The sequence below is a fragment of the Devosia nitrariae genome, from assembly GCF_030160115.1.
Lineage (GTDB): Bacteria > Pseudomonadota > Alphaproteobacteria > Rhizobiales > Devosiaceae > Devosia > Devosia nitrariae.
On the sequence record NZ_BSNS01000007.1, the window covers coordinates 613,464 to 639,111 of the forward strand.

Consider the following 25,648-nt stretch of genomic DNA (forward strand, 5'->3'; position numbering starts at 1 on the left):
GAGGGCAGGGAGGGGGTGGACGGGATCGCGTTATACACCGCTAGTTCGGCCGGCTCGTATACTCCAGCAAACTCACCAGCGACACGAACGGGATCCCCGCCTGTTCCGACAATCCCGAGGCGCAGGTCGAAACCGTCGACACGCCAAGATCGCACCCTTGCGGAATATCGCCCCTGACAAACCGGGTCGCATGCTCATTGAGCTCGGGAACGAACAGGCCCTTGTCCCCTCCATAGCCGCAGCAGGTGACCGAGGAAATGACCGCGATCTCCCCGGCGCAGGCCCTGGCGATCGCTTCCGTCGCCCCCTGCTCGCGCATGCGCTGGGCCGAACAGTTGTGGTGGACGGCAACGGTCGGCAAACGCCGCGTTATGGCAAGATGTGGCAGCACCTCGGCCAGCAGGAATTCGCTGGAATCGGCAACGTGAGCCTCGCCCGGGAACTCGCGCAGATGCTTGGCGCAGGTCGAGGCGTCGGTCAGGACCGGCACCTCGCCGCGATGCGAGAGCGCCGAAAGCCCGTCCTTCAGCCGCCCGCCGACCCGGCGCGCTTCCTCCGGGAACCCCTTGGAATGGAAGGGCTGGCCGCAGCACTGGCCGGAAAGGTGCTCGGGTACGCTCACCGCATAGCCCGCCCGCGACAGCAGCGCGATCATCGCCTCGGGCGTCGGGAGCAGGTCATAGGCAGATTTGGGCGCGCCGAACATGCGCGTGGCGCAGGAAGGGAAGTAGACGACGGGACCTCGCGGCGCGGCCGCGGGCGCCGCGGGCCTCGGCACGCTCGGGCCTGGCTTCAGCGCCTCATAGACGCGCGGCACGCGCTTGCCCGAAAGACGCCGCGCCGTCTCGGTCGCCGCTTCAACGACCGGCGCCGAGACCACCGCCTTGGCCGCATCGGCCACCCCGACGCCGAGGCGCATCGCCGTCTCGATGGCACCGGTGTGGTCGGCAGCAATGTGCGCGATCCGCTGCGAAAGGCCGCCCCGCCGGCGCGCCCGTTCGCCGAGGATCATCGTGCCGGTCTCGATGCCGACCGGGCAGCGCAGCGAGCAGAGATTGCAGCCCGCGCACGTGTCCATGCCGGCAAACCGGAAATCTTCGTCGAGCCGTTTCAGGCGCTCCGGGTCCTCGCCGCTTCGCTTGAGCCGTGCCCGCTCGCGGGTGACTGCTATGCGCTGACGCGGCGACAGGGTCATATGATGGCTGGGACAGGCCGGTTCGCAAAAGCCGCACTCGATGCACATGTCGACAAGGTCGTCGGCGAGCGGCATTACCTTGAGGTTCTTGATATGGATATGCTGGTCTGCGTTGAGCAGCACGCCCGGATTGAGCAATCCCTCGGGATCGAACAGGGCCTTGATGCGGTGCATCAGGCCATAGGCCTTGGGGCCCCACTCGGCTTCGACAAAAGGCGCAATGGCCCGGCCGGTGCCGTGCTCGGCCTTGAGCGATCCCTGATACTTGACCGAAACCAGTTGCGACAGGTCATGCGAGAAGCGGTCGAACTTGACGTCTGCGCCCGGCGCCGAAAAGTCGTCGCTCATCTGGAAATGCAAATTGCCGGCAAGCGCATGGCCGAAGATGATGGCATCCTCATAGCCATGGTCGTCGAGCAGCTGGCGCATCTCGATGACGAAGTCGGCGAGCCGGTCGATCGGCGCGGCAACGTCCTCGGTCAGCATGGAGGTGCCCTTGGGGCGCATGGCTCCGCCCGAGGCGAAGAACCCCTTGCGGATGTCCCAGAGCGCGTGCGAGCGCGTCTCGTCGGTCGAAAAGTCGATATGGGTGGCGTTTTCGCCGGCGAGGATCGCCACGGCCTTTTCGACCTCGACGGCCAGTTCCTCTTCCGTCGGCGCCGTCACGTCGATAAGCACAGCCGGCGAATTATCGGTGAGGTAGGGCAGGAGCGGCGCCATCGGCGGCAGGTGCTCGACCGTCGCCAGCGCCCGCCGCTCGATATATTCGGCCGCCGTCACCCCGGTCGTCACCTGCACGCCATTGTTGGCGAGCTTGATGATCGCCCGACCGGCCGATTGCGGATCGGGAAACGGCACCAGCGCCGTCGACTTGAACGGGTGCTCAGGCACCGTGTTGTAGGTGACCTCGGACACGAACCCCAGCGTGCCTTCGGATCCGACCATCAAGTGGATGAGGATGTCGAGCGGGTCGTGGTAATCGACGAGGGCGTTGAGCGAATAGCCGACCGTATTCTTGATGGCGTATTTGCGCCTGATGAGCGCAACGAGCTCCTCGTCGGCCATGACTTCGTGATGGAGGTCGTGGAGCGCGGCGAGCATGGCGGCATGGGTCCGGCGGAAACGCGCGCAGCTTTCCGCATCGCCGGAATCGAGCATGGTCCCGTCGGTCAGCACCATCCGCAGCCGCGTCATGGTGTGGTAGGTGTTCTGCGCCACGCCGCAGCACATGCCAGAGGAATTGTTGGAGACGACCCCGCCGATCTTGCAGGTCGCCTGGCTTGCCGGATCCGGCCCGATCTTGCGGTTGAAGGGCTTCAGTGCCCGGTTGGCCTCGGCGACGATGATCGCCGGCCCCAGCGTGATCTGGTCGGCGCCGGGATGGACGCTCATCTTGCGCCAGCCGTCGCCGAGGACGGCGAGCACCCCGTCGGTCACCGCCTGGCCAGAAAGCGACGTGCCGGCGGCGCGGAAAGTGAGCGGCAACCCCTCGGCCCTCGCCGCCTCGAAGACCGCGCGCACATGGTCCTCACTGTCGACGAACACCACCGCTGCCGGGATCAGCCGGTAGGACGAGGCGTCCCCACTCCAGGCATAGGTCATCAACGGATCAGTCATCATCCGTTTGGGGTCGATGACGCTCTTGAGTCGGTCGACAACCCGCTCGCCGGCGGCCTGCCGGTCAAGGGGTTGAAGGGGGCGGGTCTGGGAAGAAACGAGAGCTTGCTGCATGCCTCCTAACTAACATGTTAGTTGGCTCGCGGGCAAACGACTTCTCGCATTCACCCGCCTTCGGTCACTCTGGCAGCCTATCGGGCGGCGACCGACGCCTTGCGCCAGCGTCCCCAAATAACGAACAGCGCCAGCGCCAGCACAACGAGATTGAGTGGCAATGTGAAAGCCGTTTCGCCCCGAATGCCGTGCAGGACAATAGCCGAAACCTGGACGAACGCCATGCCGACGACCGCGAGCGGCGTCAGGAACGGCAGGATGCGCATTGCTGCGGGCGCGATGATGCCGATGGCTCCGAGAACCTCCATCACGCCCAGGAACTGGATAAAGGCCGGCGGCATGGCCAGCGCCCAGGCCCAGCCCATCTCGGCAAGCGCCTGCGGCGGCTGGGTAACCTTCATGATGCCGGCATAGAGAAAGAAGACCGCCAGCAACCCCTGGACCAGCCAGAGGGTAATGTTCCACCACCTGATCCGGTTGACCTCTACCGTATCCGTCGCCATTGCCGTCTCCTTCACATTGAGCATCCCTGGCACCAAATGGTACGATAACCTACATTATCGTTGTGTGATACGATATGCTCTACTATCGTTTAGGAGTCAATCCGGTATGAAAGAGTGGTCTGGCGATCATCCCAAGGCAAAGCTGATGGCGCGCAAGCGTGCCGGAATTCTCGCTTCTGCCAAGACCGCCTTCCTCACCAGCGGATATGGCGGGACCAGCATGGAAAGCATCGCCAAGGCCGCTGACGTCTCCATCATGACGCTCTACCGGCACGCGCAAAGCAAGGACGACCTGTTTTCCGCGGTGATCGCCAACGCCTGCGATCCGGACGACCCCCGCGAGCAGGCCGAGTTTGCGCGCATGGCGGAACTTTCCTTTGCCGATCTCCTGACCGAATCCGCGCTCTATATGCAAAAGATCCTCACCCGACCGGATACGGTTGCGCTGATGCGGGTGGTGATGGCGGAAGCGTCGCGCTTTCCGCATCTGGCCGAGCTCGCCTATCGGGGCTTCATCGTGCGGCTCGAGGCAATCGTGGCGCAGATTCTCGCGCACACCCCGGAAGCCGGTGGCCTGGCGCAGGCCGAGAGGGAAAGGCTCGGCAGGCTCTTCGTCGACCGCATCGTCGGCGCCGATATGCTGCGGGTTCTGCTGGGGATGGCGGCGCCCTCGACCAGCGAGCAACGGGCCCGCGCCGAGCGCGCGCGCGACGATATCCTGCGCGAGCTCGAAACGCTCAAACGTTGAGTTGTGGTACACGGCGCCAGCCCCCCGAGAGTCCGGCACTTGTGGCAACGCGAAAGGCCCGCCCAGTGCGGCGGGGGCGGGCCTCGATCAACTTTGCCTAGCTCAGGGTCTACGCGCCCTAAAGGTCGATGTCCTCGTCGCCCGCATCGATGACGCGGATGTCGGCGGCAGCCTTGCGCAGGATCTCGGCGAGGCGCCGCTGGTGCTCTTCATTGCCTCGAACGGCCTTGACGATGGCCGCCTTCAGCTCCCGGCGCGCCTCGTTGACCTCGGGCAGCACGTCGGCAATGTCGCGGTCCGGACGCGGCGGCGCCTCGCCGCGCCAGCGCCTGAAGCCCTCATAGACGTCCTCGTCACGCTCGCGGCCCGAAGCCCATTCGCCGCGCGCGAACTCGCGGAAGCGCCGCATCTGATCACCGGCACGGGCGAGGAACTCGAGCGTCTTCTCGATCGCTTCGCGGTTGTCGGCAAGGTGCGCCCGGCCCTCTTCGGTAATGGTATAGAGCTTCTTGTTGCCGTCCGCTTCGGAGGTGACGAACCCGGCTTCCTCGAGATAGGTCAGGGCAGGATAGACGACGCCTGGGCTCGGCGAATAGAAGCCTTCCGACTTCTCCTCGATCGCCTTGATAAGGTCGTAGCCGTGGCGCGGCTGCTCGTCGATGAGGTAAAGGGCAACGAGCCGCAGATCGCCCGAGGCGAGCATGCGCCCGATGCGCCAGCCGCCGCCCCAGTTGCCGAAGCTTTCGTCGCCAGCCATGCGCGCAAATTTGTGCCAGTTACGGCGCGCCATGGCCTCGAGCCGCCGCCAGTCCGGCTCGCCGTCGCGGAAATAACGTCCCATGTTCATCTCTCCGATATATCGGGTTCAGTCCTGAACAGAGAGGTTGGACCGCGATTGTGGCGATTCAAGATATATCGTACGATATTTTTTCAACGCTGCTCCGCCACCCAGGCTTCGAGTTCGTCGAGGCTTTCACCCGCCCGTGCGATGGCGAAGCCGTAGACGTCGAAGCTGGTAACGATCCGACCGTAATAGTCGGGCCGCGCTCGCGCCTCGGTCTTGAGGCGAAGGATCAGGTCGCTATCAGCTCGGGCAAGGTCGGCCATCAGCGCTTCGTCCCTGGCGCAGCGGCGAACGAAATCGTCGGGTGCCCAACCCCAGAGGTCGGCCTTCCAGGCGCGGTCCTGATGATCACGGAACTCGATGCCCCAGTAGAGCCCGGCGCCCAGGGGGTGAGGGTCGACATAGTCGTCGAGATAGTGGCCTTTGTGCAGGCGCATTCCGACCGCCTCCATGTGCTGGGCAAGCTCGAGCCCGAACCGCACCCAGTCGAGCCGTGCCTCGGGTGCGACGGGCATGTGGATATCCATGTCGCGCCAGACCATCAGGCCATAGGAGAGGCTGCCGGTGGTTGCGACCTCGCCGAAGCGGGCGGCCAGCAGGCCGAGCAAGTCGAGGCGCTCAAGGACCTCGCGTGCCTCGGTCTCGAGCGCTTGCGCCGTGTTGGCGCGGGATTGAGCATCGCTCATCGTGATCTTCTCCTTTTCCATGCGCAAAAACGGTAGCCAAACAAAAAGCCCGACACCTTGCGGGGCCGGGCTTTCCAAAACTTGTCTGGAAGCAAGGGCGGGTATGTCGCCTCTAGCGGGATGCGAAACTATTCGCTCTTGGCTTCCTCGGCAGCGGGCGCCTCCTGCTCGGCGGCAGCAGCCTCGGCAGCAGCAGCTTCGGCAGCTGCTGCAGCCGCTTCGGCCTCCTTAGCGGCCTGCTCGGCAGCGAAAGCCTCGGCGGCGGCGATCTTTTCAGCCTCACGCGCCTCGCGGGCGGCCTGGGCGGCAACGCGCTCGCCGGCCTCGATCTTGCGGGTGCGGGCGCTGGTCGATTCAAAGATACGGGCGGACTTACCGCGCCGGTCGCGCAGATAGTAGAGCTTGGCGCGGCGCACCTTGCCGCGGCGCACCACCTCGATGCGGTCGATGTTGGGCGAATAGAGCGGAAAGACGCGTTCGACGCCCTCTCCATAGGAGATCTTGCGAACGGTGAAGCTCTCCATCAGGCCACCGCCGGTGCGTGCGATCACGACGCCCTCATAGGCCTGCAGGCGTTCCTTGTCGCCTTCGCGGATCTTGACCCACACCTTGACGGTGTCGCCATGGGTGAATTCGGGAATATTGGCTTTGGCCGAGCGGGCTTCGAGCTGTTCGCGCTCGAGCTCTTGGATAATGTTCATGACTGTCCGTCCTGATCTTTTCAAAGGGGCGGTCTCGGTGGACTCGTCCACGCCGATCGCCCGGTCTTGGTTGCACGGAGATTTGGATTGGCGCGCTATATAGCAATGAGGCCATGAAGTCCACCGCAAAACCGCCAATTCCCAGCGCATGCAAGGGTGCGGTGCTTTTGCCGCATGACGGGCGAACCGGTCTCGGCTAAACAAGGCGAGAGAGGTGGTGTCGTGATGAGCGTGACCGGGACAATGGTGAAGGATGCAATGCAGGCGCTGCTGGTGCTCGCCCTCGTCTTGTTCAACTTCGCCCACGCACCGGTCTCGTCCGCTGTCGGCTACGACACGCAACTCCAGCCCTATCTCCTGCCGGCGGGCGCCGCCTTCGTCGACTGTGGCGACGTCGAGGACGATGGTCCTGCCCACGCGCCCTGCCATGCCTGCCGCATCGGTGGAGCCGCCAACCTGCCGCCGGCGCCCGGCTCCTGCCTTTCCGCCCCACGCATGGCCGGCATCGTCGCCTACTCGGTTCGCACCGACCACCTGGTGCGCGCGGTCCTGCCGCATTCGGGAGAACCGAGGGCTCCGCCTGCCGTCTGAACTCTTGCTTTCGCCTCCGGCCTGCCGGACCCGACGCCTTTTAAAAGGTTCAGACACATGAAGAAGATCATCATCCGCGCCGTCATGGCGCTCTTTGCCGTTCTCTACCTCTTCATCCACTTCGCCCCCCGCGCCCATGCCCATGAGGGCATCGACCATTCCGGCGAGACTGCCCAGCACGACATCCTCGTCCTCGGCGATATCGAGATCGCCAACGCCTTCGCCCGCGCTACGCTCCCCAACGCCCCGGTCGGCGGCGGCTTCATGACCATCACCAACACCGGCGCCGAGGACGACCGTCTGATCGGCGCGGCAGCCGATGTCGCCGGCGACGCTCAGATCCACGAGATGGCGCTCGACGGCGACATCATGAAAATGCGTGCGCTCGAAGACGGCATTGCCCTGCCCGCCGGCGAGACCGTGACCCTGGCTCCGGGCGGCCTCCACATCATGTTCATGGGGATCGAGCAACCTTTCGTCGAAGGCGAATGCGTCGAGGTGAGGCTGACATTCGAGAAGGCCGGTGAAGTCGGTTTCTGCATGCCCGTCGCGGCGGTGGCCGCCAACGGGGCGGACCATTCGTCCCATGGCAGCCATTAGGAGGCGGCAATGGCCAATAATCCCGGATTGAAGAGCCTGCGCCTCGGTCTCTGGATCGCCATCGGCGTACTGGCCGTGGGCACCGGGCTCGCCGCCCTGCTGCTGCCGCGCGTTTCGGCCGAACCGGTCGAAGCCTATGGGGCGGGCGACTACACCCTTGTCGACCATGACGGCTTGTCCGTGACCCAGGCGACCTTCGCCAGCGGAAAGCCGAGCCTCGTCTTCTTCGGCTTCACCCACTGCCCGGAGGTCTGCCCGACCACGCTCTACGAGATGGCGACCTGGCTCGAAGCGCTGGGGCCGGAGGGCAATGACCTTAACGCCTTCTTCGTCACGGTTGATCCAGAGCGTGATACGCCCGAAATGCTCAAGGCCTATGTGACGGCGCCGACCGATCGGGTCACCGGCGTAACCGGCGAAAAGGCCGAGATCGACAAGATCGTCTCCGCCTGGCATGTCCATGCCGAACGGGTCGCGCTCGAGAACGGCGACTACACCATGGACCACACCGCCTCGGTCTTCCTCGTCGGACCTCAGGGCGAGTTCCAAGGCACCATCGCCTACCGCGAGGCGAGCGACACTGCGCTGGGCAAGATCCGCAATCTCTTGGCAAAGAGCTGACAGACGGAGGAAGGCGCCCCTCACCGGTCTTTACGGGACCGAGTGAGGGGCCTTCCTGCTACTACTTCTCAAGCAAATCCGGCCGCCGCGCCCGCGTCAAAGCCTCCGCCTGCTCGCGCCGCCATTTCTCGATTTTCGCGTGATCGCCAGAGACCAGCACGGTAGGAATCTCCCGGCCTTCGAACACGTGCGGGCGGGTATAGTGCGGATATTCGAGCAGCCCGCCTTCAAAGCTCTCCTCGGCATGGCTTTCGGCAGCACCCAAGACGCCGGGGATCAGCCGCACCACGGCCTCGAGCAGCACCATGGCCGCCACTTCCCCGCCGGCCAGAACATAGTCGCCGATCGAGACCTCCTCGAGCCCGCGCGCGTCGATGACCCGCTGGTCGACCCCTTCGAAGCGCCCGCAGACGATCACCGCGCCGGGACCGGCCGCCAATTCGCGCACTTTGCGCTGCGTCAGCGGCACACCGCGCGGCGACATCAACAGGCGCGGGCGCGGATCGTCCGCGGGCGAGACCGCATCGATGGCGCGGGCAAGGATGTCGGGCTTCAGCACCATGCCGGCGCCGCCGCCCGAGGGCGTGTCGTCGACGGTGCGGTGCCGGTCGGTCGCGAAATCGCGCAGGTGCGTGGCCTTCAGCGACCACAGGCCTTCGGCAAGGCCACGCCCCAGCACCGAGGCGCCGAGCGGACCGGGAAAGAGTTCAGGAAAGAGCGTGATGACGTCAGCCGAAAAGCTCAATCGGGTTCTTCCTCGCCGATCTCGGCATCGAGTGGAACAACGATGATCACATACCCGTCTGCAAGGTTGACCTCGGGCACCACCGCGCGGGTGAAGGGATAGAGGTAGGTGTCGCCCGAGCGGGGATCGCGCACCTCGATGAGGTCGCCCGCCCCGAAATTGGGCAGAGCCGAGACTTTGCCCAGCACCGTGCCGTCCTCCAGCCGTGCTTCAAGTCCGATGAGATCGGCGTGGTAGAACTCGTCCTCCTCCTCGGGCTCGGGCAGCACTTCGCGCTCGACATAGAGCGAGACGCCGTTGAGTGTTTCCGCTGCGTTACGGTCAGTGACGCCCTCTATGCGGGCAACGGCCACGGTCTTCTGGACCCGCAGGTCCGTGATGGTCACCGTCAGGCCCGGCCGGTCGGTGATCAGCGGACCATAGGCGGCGATATCCTCGGCAAACTGGGTATAGGGCGTGATCCGCACCTCGCCCTTGACGCCGTGGGCGGCGCCGATCTTGCCGATGAGGATGTGGTTCTCGTTGGCCATGGCTCAATAAAGCCTCATTGGGATCAGCTGGAATTTCCGCCGCAAGACGATGAAGGCCCCGATACGGGCGTATCGAGGCCTTCCGCAAGCTTGGCGGCAGACGCGCTTATTCGGCGGTCGCTTCCTCGGCGGCGGGAGCCTCTTCGGCCGGCGCGTTCTTGGCAGCCTCGATCTCGGCGGCCTTGGCGGCACGCTCCTCGGCGCGCTCGGTGGCCTTCTGGCCGGGCTTGGCCTTCTCCGGATTGCTGCGCGGTGCGCGCTTCAGCAAGCCAGCTGAGTCGAGGAAACGCTCGACGCGATCGGTCGCCTGGGCGCCAACCGACAGCCAGTGCTGGGCGCGCTCGGTGTTGAGCACGATGCGGCCTTCGTTGTCCTTGGCCAGCAGCGGATTGTAGGTGCCGAGCTTTTCGATGAAGCGGCCGTCACGCGGCGAGCGGGCGTCGGCGACGACAATATGGTAGAACGGGCGCTTCTTGGTACCGGCGCGGGCGAGGCGAAGCTTGAGGGACATCTGGTTTCCTTGTCTTTGAACTGAACGGGTTATTTCTTCTTGCCGCCAAGGCCCGGCAGGCCAGGGAAGCGGGGTGCACCACCCAGGCCCGGCAGGCCGCCGGGCGCGGATTTGAGCAGGCTGCCGACGTCGGTCGGCAGTTTCTGGGAAAGGTCGGGCGCCGGAGCGCTGCCGCCGGTCATCTGCTCGAGTTGCTTGGGATCGATGCCGGCCTGTCGGGCCATCTGCTCGAGCTGCTTGGGATCCATCTTCGAGAGGTCCGGCATGCCGCCCATGCCACCCATGCCGCCCATCTTGCCGCCGAACATGCCGGCGAGCGCACTGGGGCCGCCCTTGCTGACCTTCTTCATCATGTCCGCCATCTGGCGGTGCTGCTTCATCAGCTTGTTGATGTCGGACACCTCAGTGCCCGAGCCCGCGGCGATGCGCTTGCGGCGCGAGGCGTTGAGCAGGTCAGGGCTGGCCCGTTCCTTCCTGGTCATCGAGTTGATGATGGCGATCTGCCGGTCGAACACCTTCTCGTCGATATTGGCGCCGGCCATGGCTTTCTTGAGCTGTCCGGCCCCCGGCATCAGGCCCATGAGCCCGCCCATGCCACCCATCTTCTTCATCTGGATGAGCTGGGCGCGCAGGTCCTCGAGGTCGAACACGCCTTTCTTCAGCTTCTTGGCCATCTTGGCCGCGTCTTCGGCCGTGACGTGCTCGCGCGCCTTCTCGACCAGAGAAACGATGTCGCCCATGCCCAGGATGCGGTCGGCGATACGGCCGGGGTGGAAGTCCTCGATCGCGTCCATCTTCTCGCCGACGCCGATCAGCTTGATCGGCTTGCCGGTCGCAGCACGCATCGAGAGCGCCGCGCCGCCGCGTCCGTCGCCGTCGACGCGGGTCAGGACGATACCGGTGATGTCGACCCTCTGGTCGAAGGAACGGGCAAGGTTGACCGCGTCCTGGCCGGTCAGCGCATCGGCGACCAGCAGCACTTCGTGAGGATTGGTGACCGCCTTGATCTCGGCGGTTTCGGCCATCAGTTCTTCGTCGATATGCGTGCGGCCGGCCGTATCGAGGATGACGACGTCGAACCCGCCGAGCCTGGCTTCGCGCACCGCGCGCCGGGAAATCTCGACCGCGGTCTCGGTCTTGACGATCGGCAGGCTCTCCACCCCCACCTGCTGGCCGAGCACGGCCAGTTGTTCCATGGCCGCTGGACGACGCGTGTCGAGGGAAGCGAGCAGGACCTTCTTGCCCTGCCTCTCCTTGAGGCGTTTGGCGATCTTGGCCGAGACGGTGGTCTTGCCAGCGCCCTGGAGACCCACCATCAGGATCGGTACCGGCGCCGGCGCGTTGAGGCTGACCGGCACCGCGTCCTCGCCCAGAACCGCAACCAGCTGGTCATGGACGATCTTGACCACCTGCTGGCCGGGCGTCACCGAACGGGTGACCTCCTGGCCGACGGCGCGGTCGCGCACTTGCTCGACGAAGGCGCGGACCACTTCGAGCGAAACGTCCGCCTCGATCAGCGCCCGGCGCACTTCGCGCAGCGCAGCATCGACGTCGCCCTCGGAAAGGGCGCCGCGGCCCTTGAGGCCGTCGAAGATTTTACCGAGCCGGTCGCTTAAGCTCTCGAACATTGATCCGTCCTTGTCTCTCCGGGGTATCCGTCGAGATATGGGTCCCCGACCCCCGATGCGCAAAGCCCGAAAGCACCCGCGGGCGCAACGCGCTGACGGATGTTGACCGCTTTCCTCCCGGGAAAGCCAGTGGCTCGGCTCATCGCAATGGGCAGAGAACGGCGCGTGTATAGGCGCGTTGGCGCGCAGGAGTCAACCTTCCGGCGGTCAGGCGCGGCCCAGCACCCGCATGAACGCCGGACGCAGCCATGGTGGGCTCGTCAGCAGCGCGTGCTTCAAGATCGGGCGCAGCAACTGGTCCCAGAGGCGGGTGACGAGCCGCCCGCGCCAGGTCAGCGCCAGGGCATGGTCGGTAACCTCGACAACTTCGGTGGCCCAGGTGAGTTTATAAGGCATGACCGGCACCATCAGGTCGGCGCCTTCGAGCCCGCGGTCGGCGCAGGCGCGGATGACTTCGCCCAGATGCAGCTTTCCCGGGCTTTCCTCGCTGTTGGAGAAATCGCGGCTGGCAACGAACGCATAGTAGCGCTTGTTGTGCACGAACCCCCATTGCTCGGCGATCGGCTGGCCGTTGTGGGTGAGGGACATGGCGAGAAGATCGATGTCGCCGGCTCCCGGCAGGCGCCGGCAGAAATCGAGAAAGCCCGTATCGGCAAAGGCGCGCGAGGTCAGCCCCTGGTCCTTGAGCCGATCGGCGCGACCGGCATGGGTGCGCTCGATGACGCTGAGGATATCCTCTTCGGTCTCGGCCATCCGATGAACGACCGGCCCTTCCCGCTCCAGCCGGTTGCGGGCGTTGCGCATGTTCTTGCGCGTCTTGGACTTGATGGTCTGGAAATAGGCGGGAAAGTCCGGGAAGTCGGCGAGCGCGACATAGGGTGCCCCCTGGGCGGTGCCGGTGACGATGTTGTCGGGTGGCATGCCGGCGGCGAGGACACTCCCGGAGCGCACCTTGAGGAAGTTCGCGCCGTCGGCGGGCACGGCCGCGACCGCCGCTGCCATCAGCGCCATCACGGCCGCCGCGGGATCGACATCCGCCGCGACGATCAGATCGGAATATTGCGCGAAGCTGTGACCGAGCGGCACCAGCACGCGGCGCGCCATTGTCTTGATCCGCTCGAGCGGCAGCACCGCCTTCAACCTGCCACCCTCGGCAAGGGTAGCGATGACGGGTTCGAAGCGGGTGTTGCCGCGCGCCGCCTCGAAGTCGAACACGGCCCGACACCAGGCCAGGCTCTGGAAGAAGATCGCTCCCCGCGCCTCCGACTCCAGCGCCTGCCAGCCGGGCGCCAGCTCGTCGAGTCCCTCGCGGGTGCGCACCACCGTCACATCGCAGGCCGTGGCTTCCGCCGTCGGTGCGCGTTCAACCGCGGCCAGGGGCTCGGGCCTGTTGGCAAAAGCCCCGAACGGGGCGGCTTGGCCGATCATTTGGCGAACTGGTAGCTCTCGATGTCGCGCACGCCTTCCGGGGCGGCAGGATCGACGCAGAAATCCACCGTATAGACTTTCTGTCGTTGCGGATTGAGCGGGGTGAACTTGACGGCGCCGGCGAGCGCGAGCTTGGCGTAATAGGAGAGCCCGGTGACCTGCTGACTCAGATGCGAAAGCTTAGCCCTCGAGCGCAGGATGCCGTTGGCATAATTAACGGCGTAGTGCCGGCGCAGCTCGTTGGTCCAGTGCTCGGTGGTGAACGAGACGTTGAGCATGTCGCCATTAACCACGCGATGCGGGCCGTTGAGGGGCCAGTGGATCATCTTGCCTGCATCGAGCGTGTGCACCTCGGCATAATCGTCGAACCAAGGCTCGTAGGGCATGTCGGTCTCGCGCAGCTGCCCGAGGATCAGCTTTTCGAGCGCGGGCTGCGAAATGAACGGAGCGGAATTCGGATAGACATAGAGCGTCTTGGTGCCTCTCACCTGCCAGAGGCTCTGGCCGGGCACATCCGAATGGTATTTGACCGAGACGTTGGGCGAGGAGATGAGCAGCGTCAGGTTGCGCTTATAGGACGTAAAGCCCGGCACGCGGGCCTCGAACTCGCCATAGACCTCGTCGAGCAGCTTGCCATAGGCCGGATCGACCGCAGCGGGCTTGACGATATTGATCCAGATATTGCCGTTCTTGACGACGTCGAGCACGTCGCGCCCGGAAAGCCCTTTGATCTCACCCTCGCGGCGCTTGGGCGGATTGCCCGGGGTCTTTTGCGAATAGTTGACGTGGTAGGCGTCGCGGGGGCTCTTTTCGATGAGCATGGCGAGCGCGTCGTCCGAAAACAGTGGCGAGGCGGCCAGCCGATGGGAGAGTTCCAGCGAGAACTTCCCGAAGAGCCGCTCGTAATGGGGTTGCCAGTCGGTAATGATCTGGTCGGTCATGAGGTGCATGTTCATGGGGAGCCGGTCCGCAAATGGGCAAAGGATACCTTTTCACCGCGCACAATAGCGCGGCAAGGCAGGTTTGCGGTCTGGCGAATGCAAAGCTGGTTAAGGACCCCTGACTACTGATATTATTGGTTTTTCCGCCGGTCTGCGCAAATTGAATAAAGGGCAACGCCGACGCGCCTGCCGCAGGCGGCACTGGCATTCGCGTGATCTTTCCGCCATATAGGGCCCATTCCGACCCCGAAAGGACGATAGACGTGAGCGGCGCGCCGTTTCTCAAGATGAACGGGCTGGGCAACGAGATCATCGTTGCCGATATGCGCGGTCGCACCGACAAGGTGACGGCCGGCGCCGCCATCGCACTCGATACGGACCCCGCCACGCACTTCGACCAGATCATGGCGATCCACGACGCCAAGACCTCCGGCACCGCCAACTACATCGAGATCCTCAACTCCGACGGCTCGCTGGCCGAGGCCTGCGGCAACGGCATGCGCTGCGTCACGCAGATGCTGGCGGCCGAGACCGGCAAGAGGAACTTCGTCTTCGAGACGGTTGCCGGTATCCTGACGGCCGAGGAGCGTCCCGATGGGCTCCTGACCGTCGATATGGGCAAGCCCCGCTTTTCCTGGCAGGACATTCCGCTGGCCGAACCCTTCGCCGACACCCGCGCCATCGAGCTGCAGATCGGGCCGATCGATGCGCCGGTGCTGCATTCGCCCTCTGTTGCCTCAATGGGCAATCCGCACGCCATCTTCTGGGTCGAGGACGACGTCTGGGGCTACGATCTCGAGCGCTTCGGGCCCATGCTCGAGAACCATCCGATCTTCCCCGAGCGCGCCAATATCTCGATCGCCCGCGTCACCTCGCGCGAAACCATCGTGCTGCGCACCTGGGAGCGCGGCGCCGGGCTGACGCTCGCCTGCGGCACCGCCGCGTGCGCTGCCGCCGTCAGCGGTGCGCGCACCGGCCGGACCGGCCGGCAGGTGACCGTGACCCTGCCCGGGGGCGATCTTGCCGTCGATTGGCGCAACGACGATCACGTGATGATGACCGGCCCGGCCGAGCTCGAATTTTCCGGCACCTTCGATCCGGCAACCGGCGCCTGGTCGCGAACGGGTCTGGAGGTTGCCTGATGGCAATCGAGACCATCACCTTCGGCTGCCGCCTCAACGCCTATGAGAGCGAGGTGATGAAGGCCGAGGCGGAAAAGGCCGGGCTTTCCGACGCCATCATCGTCAACACCTGCGCGGTGACTGCCGAGGCCGTGCGGCAGGCCAGGCAAGCCGTGCGCAAGGCGCGGCGCGACAATCCGGACACCCGGATCATCGTCACCGGCTGCGCCGCACAGACCGAGGCCCGTACCTTCGGCGACATGGACGAGGTCGACCTCGTCATCGGCAATGCCGACAAGATGAAGGCCGCGAGCTACGAGCCGATGGTCTTCGGCGTACGCCTCAACGACAAGGTGCAGGTCAACGACATCATGAGCGTGCGCGAGACCGCCGGGCACCTCATCGAAGGCATGGACGGACGCGCACGCGCCTTCGTCCAGGTGCAGAACGGGTGCGACCACCGCTGCACCTTCTGCATCATCCCCTTTGGCCGAGGCCCCTCGCGCTCGGTGCCGATGGGCGCCGTCGTCGAGCAGGTCAAGCGCCTTGTCGCCAACGGCTACAAGGAAGTCGTGCTGACCGGTGTCGACACCACCTCCTATGGCGGGGACCTGCCCGGCGCACCGACGCTCGGCAAGCTCACCCAGGCGATATTGAAGCACGTGCCCGACCTGCCGCGCCTGCGCATCTCCTCGATCGATTCCATCGAGGCAGATCCGGCACTCTATGACGCCATAGCAAGCGAGACGCGGCTGATGCCGCACCTGCATCTCTCGCTGCAATCGGGCGACGACATGATCCTGAAGCGTATGAAGCGCCGCCATAGCCGCGCCGACGCGCTCGCGATCGTTGGGAAGCTCAGGAGCCTGCGGCCGGACATGGTGTTCGGCGCCGATATCATCGCCGGGTTTCCGACTGAGACCGACGAGATGTTCGAGAACACCCTCGCCATCGTCGCCGAGGCCAACCTCACCTATCTCCATGTCTTCCCGTTTTCGCCGCGTGAGGGGACGCCCGCCGCCCGCATGCCGCAGATCGACAGGCGCCTAGCGCGCGAGCGAGCACAACGCCTTCGCGCGGCGGGCACGGCCCAGTTCGAAAAGCTATGCTCGAGCCGCGTCGGCCGGATCGAGACCGTGCTTGTCGAGCGCGAAGGTCTGGGACGCACGGAACAATTCGTTGAGGTTAAGGTTCCGGGAACGGGGCCGGGGCAAATCCTTGCAGTGCGGATCACCGGAACCGATGCCGATGGGCTCGTCGGCGAAGCGATCCGCGAAGCAGCCTGACCGGGACGAACCGATGAACCAGAAGAAACCGGGATTTTTCCAGCGCCTGTTCGGCGAGGTCCTCCAGCCGCCGCCGCAGCCGGAACCACCCAAGGAACCGACGCCGACTCCCCAGCCATCTCCGGAGCCGCAGCCGACTCCCCAGCCATCTCCGGAGCCGCAGCCGACGCCCCAGCCCCAGCCGGTGCCGCCGGTGCCGCCGGAGCCTTTCCCGACGCCCGAGCCGCCGGGCATTCCACCCGCGCGTCCGGACGAAACCCCGCCCGTTCCCGAGCCGCCTCAGCCGTCCAATCCCGAGCCTCCGGGAATTCCCCCGGGCTCGCCCGAGGAGATACCGCCCCCGCCCGGACCGCCCGAGACGACGCCCGACTATCTGGAGGACGTCGAGGACGACCTCGCCGAAGAACCCGAGCCGGTGGCTGAAAGGCCCATCACTGCGCCCGAACCGGTAAGGCGCCAGGGATGGTTCGCCCGGCTCACCACAGGCCTCAAGCGTTCTTCCGACCAGCTCGCCGATTCCATCGGCGGCATCTTCACCAAAAAGAAGCTCGACGCGGCCATGCTCGACGAGCTCGAGGACGTGCTCATCCAGGCCGACCTCGGCATCGAGACGGCCACCGCCATCACCGAGGCCCTGCGCCGCGACCGCTTCGAGCGTGATGTGACCGGCGAGGACGTGCGCCAGGTGCTGGCCGGGGAGGTCGAGAAGGTACTCGAGCCCGTGGCACGGCCGCTCGAGATCGATTCGGGCAGGAAACCTTTCATCGTCCTCATGGTCGGGGTCAACGGCTCGGGAAAGACGACGACCATCGGCAAGCTCGCCCAGAAGCTTGGCGATGAGGGCAAGTCGGTGATGCTGGCGGCCGGCGACACCTTCCGTGCCGCGGCCATCGAGCAGTTGCAGATCTGGGGTGAGCGCACCGGCGCCCCCGTCGTCACCAAGCCCGCGGGCTCCGACGCCTCGGGCCTTGCCTATGAAGCGGTCGAACGCGCAAAGGCCGAGGGCCGCGACGTCCTCATCATCGACACCGCCGGCCGGCTGCAGAACCGCGACGAGTTGATGAACGAGCTGGAAAAGATCGTGCGGGTTATCAAGAAGCTCGACGAGACCGCCCCGCACGCAGTGCTTTTGACGCTCGATGCGACGACCGGCCAGAACGCCCTCAACCAGGTCGAGATCTTCGGGCGGCGCGCCGGGGTCACCGGCCTCGTCATGACCAAGCTCGACGGCACGGCCCGCGGCGGCATCCTCGTGGCCATCGCCAGGCGCTTCGGCTTGCCGGTGCATTTCATTGGCGTGGGCGAGCGTGTCGACGACCTCGAACCCTTCGCCGCCCGCGATTTCGCCCGCGCCATCGCCGGGCGCGCGCAAACGTGATCATCGGCCCTCGCCCGGCCGCAATTGCATCACGCTCAGTCTGTAACTGCTTTGGTTTTTCAGAGCCTCGCCGCTTGCGGGAGAGGCCGCTACTCCCCATAGTCAGGGCGCGAAGGCCATGAACGCGACAGGATCGATGACCGACAATACCAAGAAGACCGCCGAGGCTGCCTCCGAACCCAGTTGGGACGAGTTGCGTCCGCAACTCGTCAAGCTCGTGCTCGAGCTCGGGCCCCTCGTCGTCTTCTTCATCGCCAACGCCCGCGCCGATATCTTCGTTGCCACCGCCTGGTTCATGGGTGCCATGGTGGTATCGCTTGCGCTCTCATGGGCGATCCTCAAGAAGGTCGCCGTCATGCCGCTGGTCACGGGCGTCGTGGTGCTGATCTTCGGCGGCCTTACGCTCTGGCTGCAGGACGACACCTTCATCAAGATGAAGCCGACCATCACCAATCTGCTGTTCGGCGGCACGCTCCTTGCCGGCCTCGCCTTCGGCCAGTCGCTGCTGCGCTATGTTTTCGGCGACGTATACAAGCTCCAACCCAGGGGCTGGTTCCTGCTGACGCTACGCTGGGGCCTGTTCTTCTTCCTGCTGGCCGCCCTCAACGAGATCGTCTGGCGCGGCTTTTCCACCGACCTCTGGGTCGCGTTCAAGGTCTGGGGCATCATGCCTCTGACCATCGTCTTCTCGCTGGCGCAGATGCCGCTCCTCAACCGGTACGCCCCGCCGAGCGAGCCCAAGCACGTGCCGCCGGTGGTGGTGGAGAGCTGATTCCCCGTCATCCGCGACCGTAGAAGGCCCCCTCATCCGCCCCTACGGGGCACCTTCTCCCACGAGGGGAGAAGGGGAGGTGCCCACACCTGAATTTCGGATGGAACGACGCTTCCGCGCCAGAGTATCAGTCGGCCGTCCTTCCCTTCTCCCCTCGTGGGAGAAGGTGGATCGCGCACAGCGCGAGACGGATGAGGGGGCGCTGCGACAATCCATCGCAAATTCCATTGCTTAACCGGCCAATCTGAATAAGCTCCCTGCCCTGAGGGAGCCCGTGGAGGGCCGGGTGGGATGATCTCTTAAGAGTCGTCGTCGGCCGGCGTGGGCTTTGAGGACAAGACTCTAAGAGGGAATTTCATGACTCTGGCACTTTGGCTGATCGTCATTTGCGGCGGCCTGTCGATCGTATACGGCGTGGTGACGACCCGCGGACTCCTGGCCGCCGACGCGGGCAGCGCCCGCATGCAGGAAATCTCTGCGGCCGTGCGTGAGGGCGCGTCGGCGTACCTGCGGCGTCAATATACCACCATCGCCATCGTTGGCGTCGTCATCCTGATCGCCGCGTTCTTCTTGCTGGGCATTTATGCTGCCATAGGCTTTGCCATCGGCGCCATCCTTTCTGGCGCGGCCGGGTTCATCGGCATGAACGTCTCGGTGCGCGCCAATGTGCGCGTCGCCCAGGCGGCGACGACCTCGCTGGGCCAGGGACTGGACCTCGCCTTCAAGTCCGGCGCCGTCACCGGCATGCTGGTCGCCGGTCTCGGGCTCCTCGGCATCGTGCTCTATTTCATGATCCTGACCGGCCTCGGCTTCGAGCCGACGAGCCGCACGGTGATCGACTCGCTCGTCGCCCTGTCGTTCGGCGCCTCGCTCATCTCGATCTTCGCCCGGCTTGGCGGTGGCATCTTCACCAAGGGGGCGGACGTCGGCGGCGACATGGTCGGCAAGGTCGAGGCCGGCATCCCCGAGGACGACCCGCGCAACCCCGCAACCATTGCCGACAATGTCGGTGACAACGTCGGAGACTGCGCCGGCATGGCCGCCGACCTCTTCGAGACCTATGTGGTCACCATCGTCGCCACCATGGTGCTCGCCGCCATCATCCTGCCCGAGGCCTATCGGCTGATGGGCATGGTGCTGCCGCTCGCCATCGGCGGCGCCTGCGTCATCACCTCGATCGCCGGTACCTATTTCGTCAAGCTCTCGGCCGGCTCGACCAACATCATGGGCGCGCTCTACAAGGGTGTCATCGCCACCGGCGTGCTCTCGCTCGTGGCGCTGCTGCCGGTGCTCTGGGCCGTGTTTGGTGATCTTTCCGCCGATCTGGGCGGGTTCACCCCCATGAACCTCTTCTGGTGCGGCGCGGTCGGCCTCGCCATCACCGGGTTCATCATCATCATCACCGAATACTACACCGGCACCGGACGGCGCCCGGTCAACTCCATCGCCGAGGCCTCGGTCACCGGCCACGGCACCAACGTCATCCAGGGTCTCGCTGTCTCGCTGGAATCGACGGCGCTGCCGGCCCTCGTCATCATCGTCGGTATCATCGTCACCTACAATCTCGCCGGCCTCTTCGGCATTGCCGTCGCGGTCGCCACCATGCTGGCCTTGGCCGGCATGATCGTTGCCCTCGATGCCTTCGGCCCGGTCACCGACAATGCCGGCGGCATTGCCGAGATGTCGGGACTAGCCAAGGAGGTGCGGCAGAACACCGACGCGCTCGACGCCGTCGGCAACACCACCAAGGCCGTCACCAAAGGCTATGCCATCGGTTCGGCAGGTCTTGGCGCGTTGGTGCTCTTTGCCGCTTATACCCAGGACCTCATCTTCTTCTCCGCCAATGCCGAGGAGGGCTCGTTCTTTGCCGGGCTCGGCACCCTGAGCTTCTCGCTCGCCGATCCCTACGTCGTCGTGGGCCTGCTCTTCGGCGGGCTGCTGCCCTTCCTCTTCAGCGGTATGTCGATGACCGCCGTCGGGCGCGCCGCCCAGTCCGTGGTGATCGAAGTGCGCCGGCAGTTCAAGGAAAAGCCCGGCATCATGGAAGGCCGCGACAAGCCCGACTACGGCCGGGCCGTCGATATGCTCACCAAGGCCGCGATCAAGGAAATGATCGTGCCCTCACTCCTGCCGGTCCTCTCGCCGGTCGTCGTCTTCTTCGCCATCAACTGGATCGCCGGCCCAGCCGCGGGCTTTTCGGCGCTCGGCGCCATGCTGATGGGCGTCATCGTCACCGGCCTTTTCGTTGCCATCTCGATGACGGCTGGCGGCGGCGCCTGGGACAACGCCAAGAAGAGCTTCGAGGACGGCTTCACCGACAGCCACGGCGTCACCCACCAAAAGGGCTCCGACGCCCACAAGGCGTCTGTGACCGGCGATACCGTCGGCGACCCCTACAAGGATACCGCTGGCCCCGCGGTCAACCCGATGATCAAGATCACCAACATCATGGCGTTGCTGCTGCTGGCGATATTGGCGCATTGGGGATGAGAGCGTAGATCACGGCACGAACGCGAAGGCCGGGAGCAATCCCGGCCTTTGTCTTTGCGGCGGAAATCTCAGCACGCCTGTCGAAAGTCCGACCGTCCGTTCGTTGGATCGATGAGCACCGCAACGCTCTCTGAACCCCCAGGAGACAAGACATGCGTAAAGTCACAGCCGGCCTGTTCTATTCCATCGATGGCGTCGCCGAGGCGCCTGACCAGTTTCAGTTCGATTCCTTCGACGACGAGCTCGGCATGATGCTGGGCGCGGTGATGGAGCGGGTCGACACCGTATTGATGGGCCGGGTCGGATACGAGGAATGGGCCGGATACTGGCCGACTGCCGAGCAGGACGAAGGCTTTGCCCGGTTCATCAACAGCGTCCCCAAATTCGTCGCTTCGAGGACGCTCAAGGGTTCGCTCGACTGGCAGAATTCCACCCTGGTCGCGGACGATCTCGAAGCATTCGTGCGCGATCTCAAGGGCAAACCAGGCGGCGAGATCGCCGTCATGGGCGGCATGTCGCTGGTTCGCCAGTTGCTGCTTGCCGGTCTCATGGACGAGATGACGCTCATCGTCCATCCGGTGATCGCCGGCACCGGCCGCCGCCTCTTCGAAGACGGCACGCCGACAACTCGCCTCGAGCTCAAGGAGTCAACCCGCACCAGCAAGGGCAATATGGTGCTCACCTACGGTCCGCGTGCCGACTTATCCGGAAAAGGCCGGGAGCGATCCCGGCCTCAATTCCATGTGCTGACCACGCAGCTGTCGAAATCCCGGCCCCTCGCGCGACATTGTCACATCCCAGCTATCCAAGGAGATGTGCCATGCCCCTGCCCGCCGTTCGCGACGTCAGAACCCTGATGACCGGTATCGTGATGGGCGAGTGTCCGCGCTGGCACGACGGCCGGTTGTGGTTTGCCGACTGGATCGGCGAGACGATCTACGCGCTCGACGAAGCCGGCCGGCTCGAGAACATCGCCCACGTCGCCTCGTTGCCGATTTCGATCGACTGGCTGCCGGCCGGGCCAATGCTGGTGGTCAACGCAGCGGCAAAGCAGTTGTGGCGGCGCGAAGCGGACGGGTCGTTCGCCATCCATGCCGAACTCTCAGCGCTTTCGCCGCACCCGTTCAACGAGATCGTTATCGCCGCGAACGGCGACGTCTACCTCAACAACATCGACCATGAGTTCGGTGGCGAGTTCCGCCCCGGATTTATTGCCCTGCTGAAACCCGATGGTAGCCTCGCCAAGGTCGCCGACGGGCTGGCGTTTCCAAATGGCATGGCGATCACGCCGGACGGCCGCACGCTGGTCTGCGCCGAATCCTACGGCAAGCAATTGACCGCCTTCGACATCGCGCCCGACGGCAGCCTCACCAACCGTCGCGTCTGGGCAGCTCTCGACGGGCCTCCAGACGGCATATGCATGGATGCCGAAGGCGCCGTCTGGTCCTCGCTCGGGCCGAAATGCGTCAGGGTCAGGGAAGGCGGCGACCTGCTGGACGAAGTGGCCGTCGACCGCATGGCTTTCGCCTGCATGCTCGGCGGGGCCGACGGCAAAACGCTCTTCATCACCGCCAATGAATGGACCGGCGGTGTACCCGCGCCGGGCAGCGAGCCGACTGGACGCATCTATACGACTCGCGTTGCCGTGCCGCGTGCCGGACAGCCCTAAGAAACGAGAGGTCGGGCATCTGCCCGACCTTTCGCGTTACGGTTCTGTGGCTGTCAGTGCAGTCGTTTCGACACGTCCTCGCCGAAGGCCTCGGCATTGTCGACGCCGAGCGAGGAATGAAGCTGAACGAGCTTCCAGTCGCCGTTCTCACGGTGGAAGACGCCGCTCCAGCGCGTCATCTTCTTGCGGTCGGGCGACACTTCGATCTCTGGCGTAGCGAGGCCCCAGCCATAGTCGCCGTCGCTATAGGCCTCGCAATCCTTGATGTTGATCTTGACCTTGTCTTTGAGAGCCCCGGCCTCGCGCTTCATGAAGTCGTGGGCAGCCTGGCCGTGCAGCATCTCGTCGGGGTCCGTGCCGACCAGGCACATGTTAGGATCCGAGCTCATGTGCTGGTCGAGATAAGCGGCGTCGCCCTGGGCGACCGCGTCGCGCCGGCGCCAGCTCGAGTGGAGGCGTCAACGCTAAAAGTCCGCGGAGCCCAAACGGGCACGCAGACGACTAGCTAAAACGCTAGGACCGTGAACTGGCCGGTGTCAAATCAAGTTCAGGCCTCAGAGGCAGCCAGCCGCGAGAAAGCGCTCGGCTCGGGCGGGTCGGCGAAAATCGGAACAATAGCCTCGGCACACTGCTCCGGCGTCATCGCCGCCGTATCGACCGTCAGATCATAGATCCCCGGCTCATGCACCGCCTCCTGCCAACGCTGCACGATCGTATCGTCGACGGTATAGAAGCCGCCCCGCGCATTGGCGCGGCGGCGCTCGAGGATCGTTTCGATGGGGGCGGTGACGCCGACGAGGAGCGCCGGCAGCCCGGCGAGCCTTCGCGCGCAATCGGGCAGCAGGTGCAAGGGCTGCGAATAGAAATCATGGTGGCCGAGGTCAGCGACGACGTCGAGGCCTTGCCGGCTATGGGCGGCAAGGCTTTCGTAGAGGGCGCCATAGAGCCGGGGCAGCCATGGCTCGAGGTCCGGCCGCTCGCCGCCGGGTCGCAGCCCAACCCCGGGCATGAGCGCGGCCGGCATTGCCCGGTTGTAGACGTCGACGCCGAGGTTGATCCATGGGCCTCTTGCCTGCAGGGCCGCAACGATCGAGGATTTGCCCGCGCGCGGCGGGCCGTTGAGGACGACGATGCGGCCGGGCGCCGTCACGGACTTACTTGGCGTTCCTGGCCATCTCGATGGCGTCGAGAATGACCTTGCGCGCATCCTCGATGCCGCCGATCCGGTCGATCTTGGCCCACTTTCCGGGCTCCAGGTCCTTGTAGTGGGTGAAGAAGTGCTTGACCCGCTCGACCTGGATCTCGGGCAGGTCGCCGACGTCCTGAACGTTGTCGTACATGCGCGTGAGCTTGGAGACCGGCACCGCGAGGATCTTCTCGTCCTGACCGCCATCGTCTTCCATGAACAGCACGCCGACCGGACGAGAGCGGACGACCGCGCCCGGCACCAGCGGACGGGAGTTGAGGACGATGACGTCGAGCGGATCGCCGTCACCGCACAGAGTATGTGGCACGAACCCGTAATTGCCGGGGTAGCGCATGGGCGTATAGAGGAAGCGATCGACGAACAGCGCCCCGGAGTCCTTGTCGATCTCATATTTGATCGGCTCGCCGCCTAAGGGCACTTCGATGATGACATTGAGATCGTCGGGCGGGTTCTTGCCGGTCGGGATGGCGTCGATGTTCATCTCAGGGGAAGTCTCTTTGGGGCAGGAGGGGTTCCCGCGCGTTCTGCCTAGAACGGGCCGCAAAAGCAAGCCATGTTGCCGTCGGTCGGCCATGCGCCGCTACAACGGGATGCAAAAAAAGCCCGTCCTGGACTTGATCCGGGATGGGAACCGGTTTTTTGCGCAGATCGCGCTATAGCAGGAGCCCTAGGATGCCCCATCGTTCCGCCGCATGGCTTGCCGCCGGCGCCCTCGCTCTCACCCTCGTCCAGCCGGCCGCAGCCGCCTTCGAAAGCGCTTATACCGATATCAATCTCGATGACTGCCTGCTGCTCGAGGCGGACGACTTCGGCGCCAGCTGGGCCTGCCCCGGCTACAAGGGCTATCCGGTCCGGATCAGCGAAGGCGACCTGCGCTTTCTCGTCGAATACGGCTTCAACATCGATGCCGAGCCGCCGGCCGTCTCGCTGCCGCCTTTCAACGATCTCGGGCCGCGCATGGAATGGCGCCTCTCCAACCAGAGCGGTAGATGGCTCCCGGTCGCCACCATTGTGCGCTACTTCACCGACGCCGGGGACGGCGACAAGGAGAACCAGGTGCTGGTCGTCACCCAGCTTTCCAAAGGCGCCACCTGCCATATCGCCTATGTCGATGCGACCGCCAATGAAGACGCCAATGCAAAGGCGCGCGAGGCGGCCGACGAGATGGCGGGCAGCTTCGATTGCGAGGAAGACCCCGAGATCGTCGGCGAGTTCGGAGCCTGGTAGATCAAGCGCGCTTGCCGCGCGCCATCTGGCTGCGCAGCACCGTGCGGTCGCGCGAGGAGACGCCGATCAGTTCGGCCACCCGCCAGACCATGTTGTCCTCGAGCTCGTGGTTTCTGTCGTCGATAAAGACCACCTGCCACATCATGCGAACGATCTCGAGACGCTCCTCAAGATCGAGCGCGGAAAGCGCCGAGGTGAAGCGATAAAGATCGACCGCCTCGGCATCGCGTGCCGCCGCCTCGCGCACAAGCGTGTCGACCGCCGCCTCGTCGAGATCGTAGGTGTCCATCAGTACGCCCCGGATCATCTCGCGCTCGGCATCGCTCGCCTGCCCGTCGACGGCGGCAAGGTGCACCAGGAGGGCCGCGACCGCGAGCTTCGGGTCGTGGTCGGGAATCTCCGGCTCCGGCTTGGAGAAAAGTCGGGTCAGGGCCTCGAACATGAAATCTTGTCCTTGTGGGCAGGTGTGTGCCGGCGGCGGCTCGGCGCGCGGGG

26 protein-coding genes and 1 pseudogene are annotated in these 25,648 nt (G+C 65.1%); 12 read left to right on the forward strand and 15 right to left on the reverse strand.

Annotated features, from left to right (window positions below):
• Positions 1–40: 40 nt before the first annotated feature.
• On the reverse strand, positions 41–2,926 hold the full coding sequence (locus QQK18_RS08275) for an FAD-binding and (Fe-S)-binding domain-containing protein (RefSeq protein ID WP_284339836.1): 2,886 nt from the start codon (positions 2,924–2,926) through the stop codon (positions 41–43).
• Positions 2,927–3,003: 77 nt separating this feature from the next.
• On the reverse strand, positions 3,004–3,429 hold the full coding sequence (locus tag QQK18_RS08280; protein ID WP_284339837.1) for a DoxX family protein: 426 nt from the start codon (positions 3,427–3,429) through the stop codon (positions 3,004–3,006).
• Between the two features lie 106 nt (positions 3,430–3,535).
• On the opposite strand from QQK18_RS08280, the gene QQK18_RS08285 reads away from it, so the two are divergent.
• Positions 3,536–4,177, forward strand: a complete 642-nt coding sequence (locus QQK18_RS08285; RefSeq protein WP_284339838.1) for a TetR/AcrR family transcriptional regulator — start codon at positions 3,536–3,538, stop codon at positions 4,175–4,177.
• A gap of 118 nt (positions 4,178–4,295) precedes the next feature.
• On the opposite strand, the gene QQK18_RS08290 is transcribed toward QQK18_RS08285, so the two are convergent.
• The 3 genes from QQK18_RS08290 to rplS all read right to left on the reverse strand — a co-directional run bounded on the left by QQK18_RS08290 (position 4,296) and on the right by rplS (position 6,408).
• Positions 4,296–5,018 (reverse strand): PadR family transcriptional regulator, encoded by a 723-nt coding sequence (locus QQK18_RS08290; RefSeq protein WP_284339839.1) that lies wholly within the window; start codon positions 5,016–5,018, stop codon positions 4,296–4,298.
• A gap of 89 nt (positions 5,019–5,107) precedes the next feature.
• The gene (locus QQK18_RS08295) at positions 5,108–5,707 is read right to left on the reverse strand and encodes a hypothetical protein (RefSeq protein ID WP_284339840.1); all 600 of its coding nucleotides are present in this window, start codon (positions 5,705–5,707) and stop codon (positions 5,108–5,110) included.
• A 128-nt stretch (positions 5,708–5,835) separates the two neighbouring features.
• Positions 5,836–6,408: a 50S ribosomal protein L19 gene (gene rplS / locus QQK18_RS08300; protein ID WP_284339841.1), complete on the reverse strand. Its 573-nt coding sequence runs from the start codon at positions 6,406–6,408 to the stop codon at positions 5,836–5,838.
• Between the two features lie 225 nt (positions 6,409–6,633).
• Between rplS and QQK18_RS08305 the strand changes: the two genes are divergently transcribed.
• Genes QQK18_RS08305 through QQK18_RS08315 form a run of 3 tightly spaced genes read left to right on the forward strand, consistent with a single transcriptional unit; the run spans position 6,634 to position 8,220 of the window.
• Positions 6,634–6,999 (forward strand): hypothetical protein, encoded by a 366-nt coding sequence (locus tag QQK18_RS08305; RefSeq protein ID WP_284339842.1) that lies wholly within the window; start codon positions 6,634–6,636, stop codon positions 6,997–6,999.
• Between the two features lie 57 nt (positions 7,000–7,056).
• The gene (locus tag QQK18_RS08310) at positions 7,057–7,599 is read left to right on the forward strand and encodes a copper chaperone PCu(A)C (protein ID WP_284339843.1); all 543 of its coding nucleotides are present in this window, start codon (positions 7,057–7,059) and stop codon (positions 7,597–7,599) included.
• 9 nt (positions 7,600–7,608) lie between these two features.
• Entirely contained in the window at positions 7,609–8,220 is a 612-nt protein-coding gene (locus QQK18_RS08315) for an SCO family protein (RefSeq protein WP_284339844.1), read from the forward strand.
• A gap of 61 nt (positions 8,221–8,281) precedes the next feature.
• Here the strand turns inward: QQK18_RS08315 and trmD are convergent, their stop codons facing one another.
• The 6 genes from trmD to QQK18_RS08345 form a co-directional block, all read right to left on the reverse strand.
• Positions 8,282–8,965 carry a tRNA (guanosine(37)-N1)-methyltransferase TrmD gene (gene trmD, locus QQK18_RS08320; protein WP_284339845.1) on the reverse strand — a complete coding sequence of 228 codons (684 nt, stop codon included), beginning with the start codon at positions 8,963–8,965 and terminating at the stop codon, positions 8,282–8,284.
• Positions 8,962–9,495 (reverse strand): ribosome maturation factor RimM, encoded by a 534-nt coding sequence (gene rimM / locus QQK18_RS08325; protein ID WP_284339846.1) that lies wholly within the window; start codon positions 9,493–9,495, stop codon positions 8,962–8,964. The genes trmD and rimM overlap by 4 nt, the downstream gene beginning before the upstream one ends.
• A 106-nt stretch (positions 9,496–9,601) precedes the next feature.
• Positions 9,602–10,006 carry a 30S ribosomal protein S16 gene (rpsP, locus tag QQK18_RS08330; protein WP_284339847.1) on the reverse strand — a complete coding sequence of 135 codons (405 nt, stop codon included), beginning with the start codon at positions 10,004–10,006 and terminating at the stop codon, positions 9,602–9,604.
• Between the two features lie 29 nt (positions 10,007–10,035).
• A complete protein-coding gene (ffh, locus tag QQK18_RS08335) occupies positions 10,036–11,634 on the reverse strand; it encodes a signal recognition particle protein (RefSeq protein ID WP_284339848.1) in 1,599 nt (532 codons plus the stop codon).
• A 207-nt stretch (positions 11,635–11,841) separates the two neighbouring features.
• A complete protein-coding gene (locus tag QQK18_RS08340; RefSeq protein ID WP_284339849.1) occupies positions 11,842–13,062 on the reverse strand; it encodes a GNAT family N-acetyltransferase in 1,221 nt (406 codons plus the stop codon).
• Positions 13,059–14,018: a hypothetical protein gene (locus QQK18_RS08345; RefSeq protein ID WP_284339850.1), complete on the reverse strand. Its 960-nt coding sequence runs from the start codon at positions 14,016–14,018 to the stop codon at positions 13,059–13,061. The genes QQK18_RS08340 and QQK18_RS08345 overlap by 4 nt, the downstream gene beginning before the upstream one ends.
• Positions 14,019–14,290: 272 nt before the next feature.
• Between QQK18_RS08345 and dapF the strand changes: the two genes are divergently transcribed.
• From dapF to QQK18_RS08380, 7 genes are all read left to right on the forward strand, one after another.
• Positions 14,291–15,145: a diaminopimelate epimerase gene (dapF, locus tag QQK18_RS08350; protein ID WP_284340002.1), complete on the forward strand. Its 855-nt coding sequence runs from the start codon at positions 14,291–14,293 to the stop codon at positions 15,143–15,145.
• Positions 15,145–16,410, forward strand: a complete 1,266-nt coding sequence (gene mtaB, locus QQK18_RS08355; RefSeq protein ID WP_284339851.1) for a tRNA (N(6)-L-threonylcarbamoyladenosine(37)-C(2))-methylthiotransferase MtaB — start codon at positions 15,145–15,147, stop codon at positions 16,408–16,410. The genes dapF and mtaB overlap by 1 nt, the downstream gene beginning before the upstream one ends.
• Before the next feature lie 13 nt (positions 16,411–16,423).
• Positions 16,424–17,788, forward strand: a complete 1,365-nt coding sequence (gene ftsY / locus QQK18_RS08360; RefSeq protein ID WP_284339852.1) for a signal recognition particle-docking protein FtsY — start codon at positions 16,424–16,426, stop codon at positions 17,786–17,788.
• A 136-nt stretch (positions 17,789–17,924) separates the two neighbouring features.
• Positions 17,925–18,560, forward strand: a complete 636-nt coding sequence (locus tag QQK18_RS08365; RefSeq protein WP_284339853.1) for a septation protein A — start codon at positions 17,925–17,927, stop codon at positions 18,558–18,560.
• A 357-nt stretch (positions 18,561–18,917) separates the two neighbouring features.
• Positions 18,918–21,050: a sodium-translocating pyrophosphatase gene (locus tag QQK18_RS08370; RefSeq protein WP_284339854.1), complete on the forward strand. Its 2,133-nt coding sequence runs from the start codon at positions 18,918–18,920 to the stop codon at positions 21,048–21,050.
• 152 nt (positions 21,051–21,202) lie between these two features.
• Positions 21,203–21,907, forward strand: a complete 705-nt coding sequence (locus QQK18_RS08375; RefSeq protein ID WP_284339855.1) for a dihydrofolate reductase family protein — start codon at positions 21,203–21,205, stop codon at positions 21,905–21,907.
• Positions 21,871–22,719, forward strand: a complete 849-nt coding sequence (locus QQK18_RS08380) for an SMP-30/gluconolactonase/LRE family protein (protein ID WP_284339856.1) — start codon at positions 21,871–21,873, stop codon at positions 22,717–22,719. Before QQK18_RS08375 ends, QQK18_RS08380 begins: the two co-directional genes overlap by 37 nt.
• A gap of 53 nt (positions 22,720–22,772) precedes the next feature.
• Here the strand turns inward: QQK18_RS08380 and QQK18_RS08385 are convergent.
• The 3 genes and pseudogenes from QQK18_RS08385 to ppa all read right to left on the reverse strand — a co-directional run.
• A pseudogene (locus tag QQK18_RS08385) lies at positions 22,773–23,138 on the reverse strand (nuclear transport factor 2 family protein); the annotation flags it as partial.
• 128 nt (positions 23,139–23,266) lie between these two features.
• A complete protein-coding gene (locus QQK18_RS08390; protein WP_379994792.1) occupies positions 23,267–23,926 on the reverse strand; it encodes a chloramphenicol phosphotransferase CPT family protein in 660 nt (219 codons plus the stop codon).
• On the reverse strand, positions 23,874–24,407 hold the full coding sequence (gene ppa / locus QQK18_RS08395; protein ID WP_284339858.1) for an inorganic diphosphatase: 534 nt from the start codon (positions 24,405–24,407) through the stop codon (positions 23,874–23,876). The genes QQK18_RS08390 and ppa overlap by 53 nt, the downstream gene beginning before the upstream one ends.
• 191 nt (positions 24,408–24,598) lie before the next feature.
• Between ppa and QQK18_RS08400 the strand changes: the two genes are divergently transcribed.
• Positions 24,599–25,153, forward strand: a complete 555-nt coding sequence (locus QQK18_RS08400) for a hypothetical protein (protein WP_284339859.1) — start codon at positions 24,599–24,601, stop codon at positions 25,151–25,153.
• Between the two features lies 1 nt (position 25,154).
• Here the strand turns inward: QQK18_RS08400 and QQK18_RS08405 are convergent, their stop codons facing one another.
• Positions 25,155–25,595 carry a tellurite resistance TerB family protein gene (locus tag QQK18_RS08405; protein WP_284339860.1) on the reverse strand — a complete coding sequence of 147 codons (441 nt, stop codon included), beginning with the start codon at positions 25,593–25,595 and terminating at the stop codon, positions 25,155–25,157.
• Positions 25,596–25,648: the final 53 nt, after the last annotated feature.

Bases quoted from the DNA above. Each gene is read 5' to 3' on its own strand.
- ftsY (WP_284339852.1), top strand. From the start codon at position 16,424: ATGAACCAGAAGAAACCGGGATTTTTCCAGCGCCTGTTCGGCGAGGTC.
- QQK18_RS08405 (WP_284339860.1), bottom strand. From the start codon at position 25,595: ATGTTCGAGGCCCTGACCCGACTTTTCTCCAAGCCGGAGCCGGAGATT.
- QQK18_RS08285 (WP_284339838.1), top strand. From the start codon at position 3,536: ATGAAAGAGTGGTCTGGCGATCATCCCAAGGCAAAGCTGATGGCGCGC.
- rpsP (WP_284339847.1), bottom strand. From the start codon at position 10,006: ATGTCCCTCAAGCTTCGCCTCGCCCGCGCCGGTACCAAGAAGCGCCCG.
- QQK18_RS08275 (WP_284339836.1), bottom strand. From the start codon at position 2,926: ATGCAGCAAGCTCTCGTTTCTTCCCAGACCCGCCCCCTTCAACCCCTT.
- QQK18_RS08340 (WP_284339849.1), bottom strand. From the start codon at position 13,062: ATGATCGGCCAAGCCGCCCCGTTCGGGGCTTTTGCCAACAGGCCCGAG.
- mtaB (WP_284339851.1), top strand. From the start codon at position 15,145: ATGGCAATCGAGACCATCACCTTCGGCTGCCGCCTCAACGCCTATGAG.
- rplS (WP_284339841.1), bottom strand. From the start codon at position 6,408: ATGAACATTATCCAAGAGCTCGAGCGCGAACAGCTCGAAGCCCGCTCG.
- QQK18_RS08295 (WP_284339840.1), bottom strand. From the start codon at position 5,707: ATGAGCGATGCTCAATCCCGCGCCAACACGGCGCAAGCGCTCGAGACC.
- QQK18_RS08345 (WP_284339850.1), bottom strand. From the start codon at position 14,018: ATGAACATGCACCTCATGACCGACCAGATCATTACCGACTGGCAACCC.
- QQK18_RS08370 (WP_284339854.1), top strand. From the start codon at position 18,918: ATGACTCTGGCACTTTGGCTGATCGTCATTTGCGGCGGCCTGTCGATC.
- dapF (WP_284340002.1), top strand. From the start codon at position 14,291: ATGAACGGGCTGGGCAACGAGATCATCGTTGCCGATATGCGCGGTCGC.
- QQK18_RS08315 (WP_284339844.1), top strand. From the start codon at position 7,609: ATGGCCAATAATCCCGGATTGAAGAGCCTGCGCCTCGGTCTCTGGATC.
- QQK18_RS08280 (WP_284339837.1), bottom strand. From the start codon at position 3,429: ATGGCGACGGATACGGTAGAGGTCAACCGGATCAGGTGGTGGAACATT.
- QQK18_RS08375 (WP_284339855.1), top strand. From the start codon at position 21,203: ATGCGTAAAGTCACAGCCGGCCTGTTCTATTCCATCGATGGCGTCGCC.
- QQK18_RS08365 (WP_284339853.1), top strand. From the start codon at position 17,925: ATGACCGACAATACCAAGAAGACCGCCGAGGCTGCCTCCGAACCCAGT.
- ppa (WP_284339858.1), bottom strand. From the start codon at position 24,407: ATGAACATCGACGCCATCCCGACCGGCAAGAACCCGCCCGACGATCTC.
- QQK18_RS08380 (WP_284339856.1), top strand. From the start codon at position 21,871: ATGCCCCTGCCCGCCGTTCGCGACGTCAGAACCCTGATGACCGGTATC.
- QQK18_RS08400 (WP_284339859.1), top strand. From the start codon at position 24,599: ATGCCCCATCGTTCCGCCGCATGGCTTGCCGCCGGCGCCCTCGCTCTC.
- QQK18_RS08390 (WP_379994792.1), bottom strand. From the start codon at position 23,926: ATGCGCGCAAGGTCATTCTCGACGCCATCGAGATGGCCAGGAACGCCA.
- rimM (WP_284339846.1), bottom strand. From the start codon at position 9,495: ATGGCCAACGAGAACCACATCCTCATCGGCAAGATCGGCGCCGCCCAC.
- ffh (WP_284339848.1), bottom strand. From the start codon at position 11,634: ATGTTCGAGAGCTTAAGCGACCGGCTCGGTAAAATCTTCGACGGCCTC.
- QQK18_RS08290 (WP_284339839.1), bottom strand. From the start codon at position 5,018: ATGGGACGTTATTTCCGCGACGGCGAGCCGGACTGGCGGCGGCTCGAG.
- QQK18_RS08305 (WP_284339842.1), top strand. From the start codon at position 6,634: ATGAGCGTGACCGGGACAATGGTGAAGGATGCAATGCAGGCGCTGCTG.
- QQK18_RS08310 (WP_284339843.1), top strand. From the start codon at position 7,057: ATGAAGAAGATCATCATCCGCGCCGTCATGGCGCTCTTTGCCGTTCTC.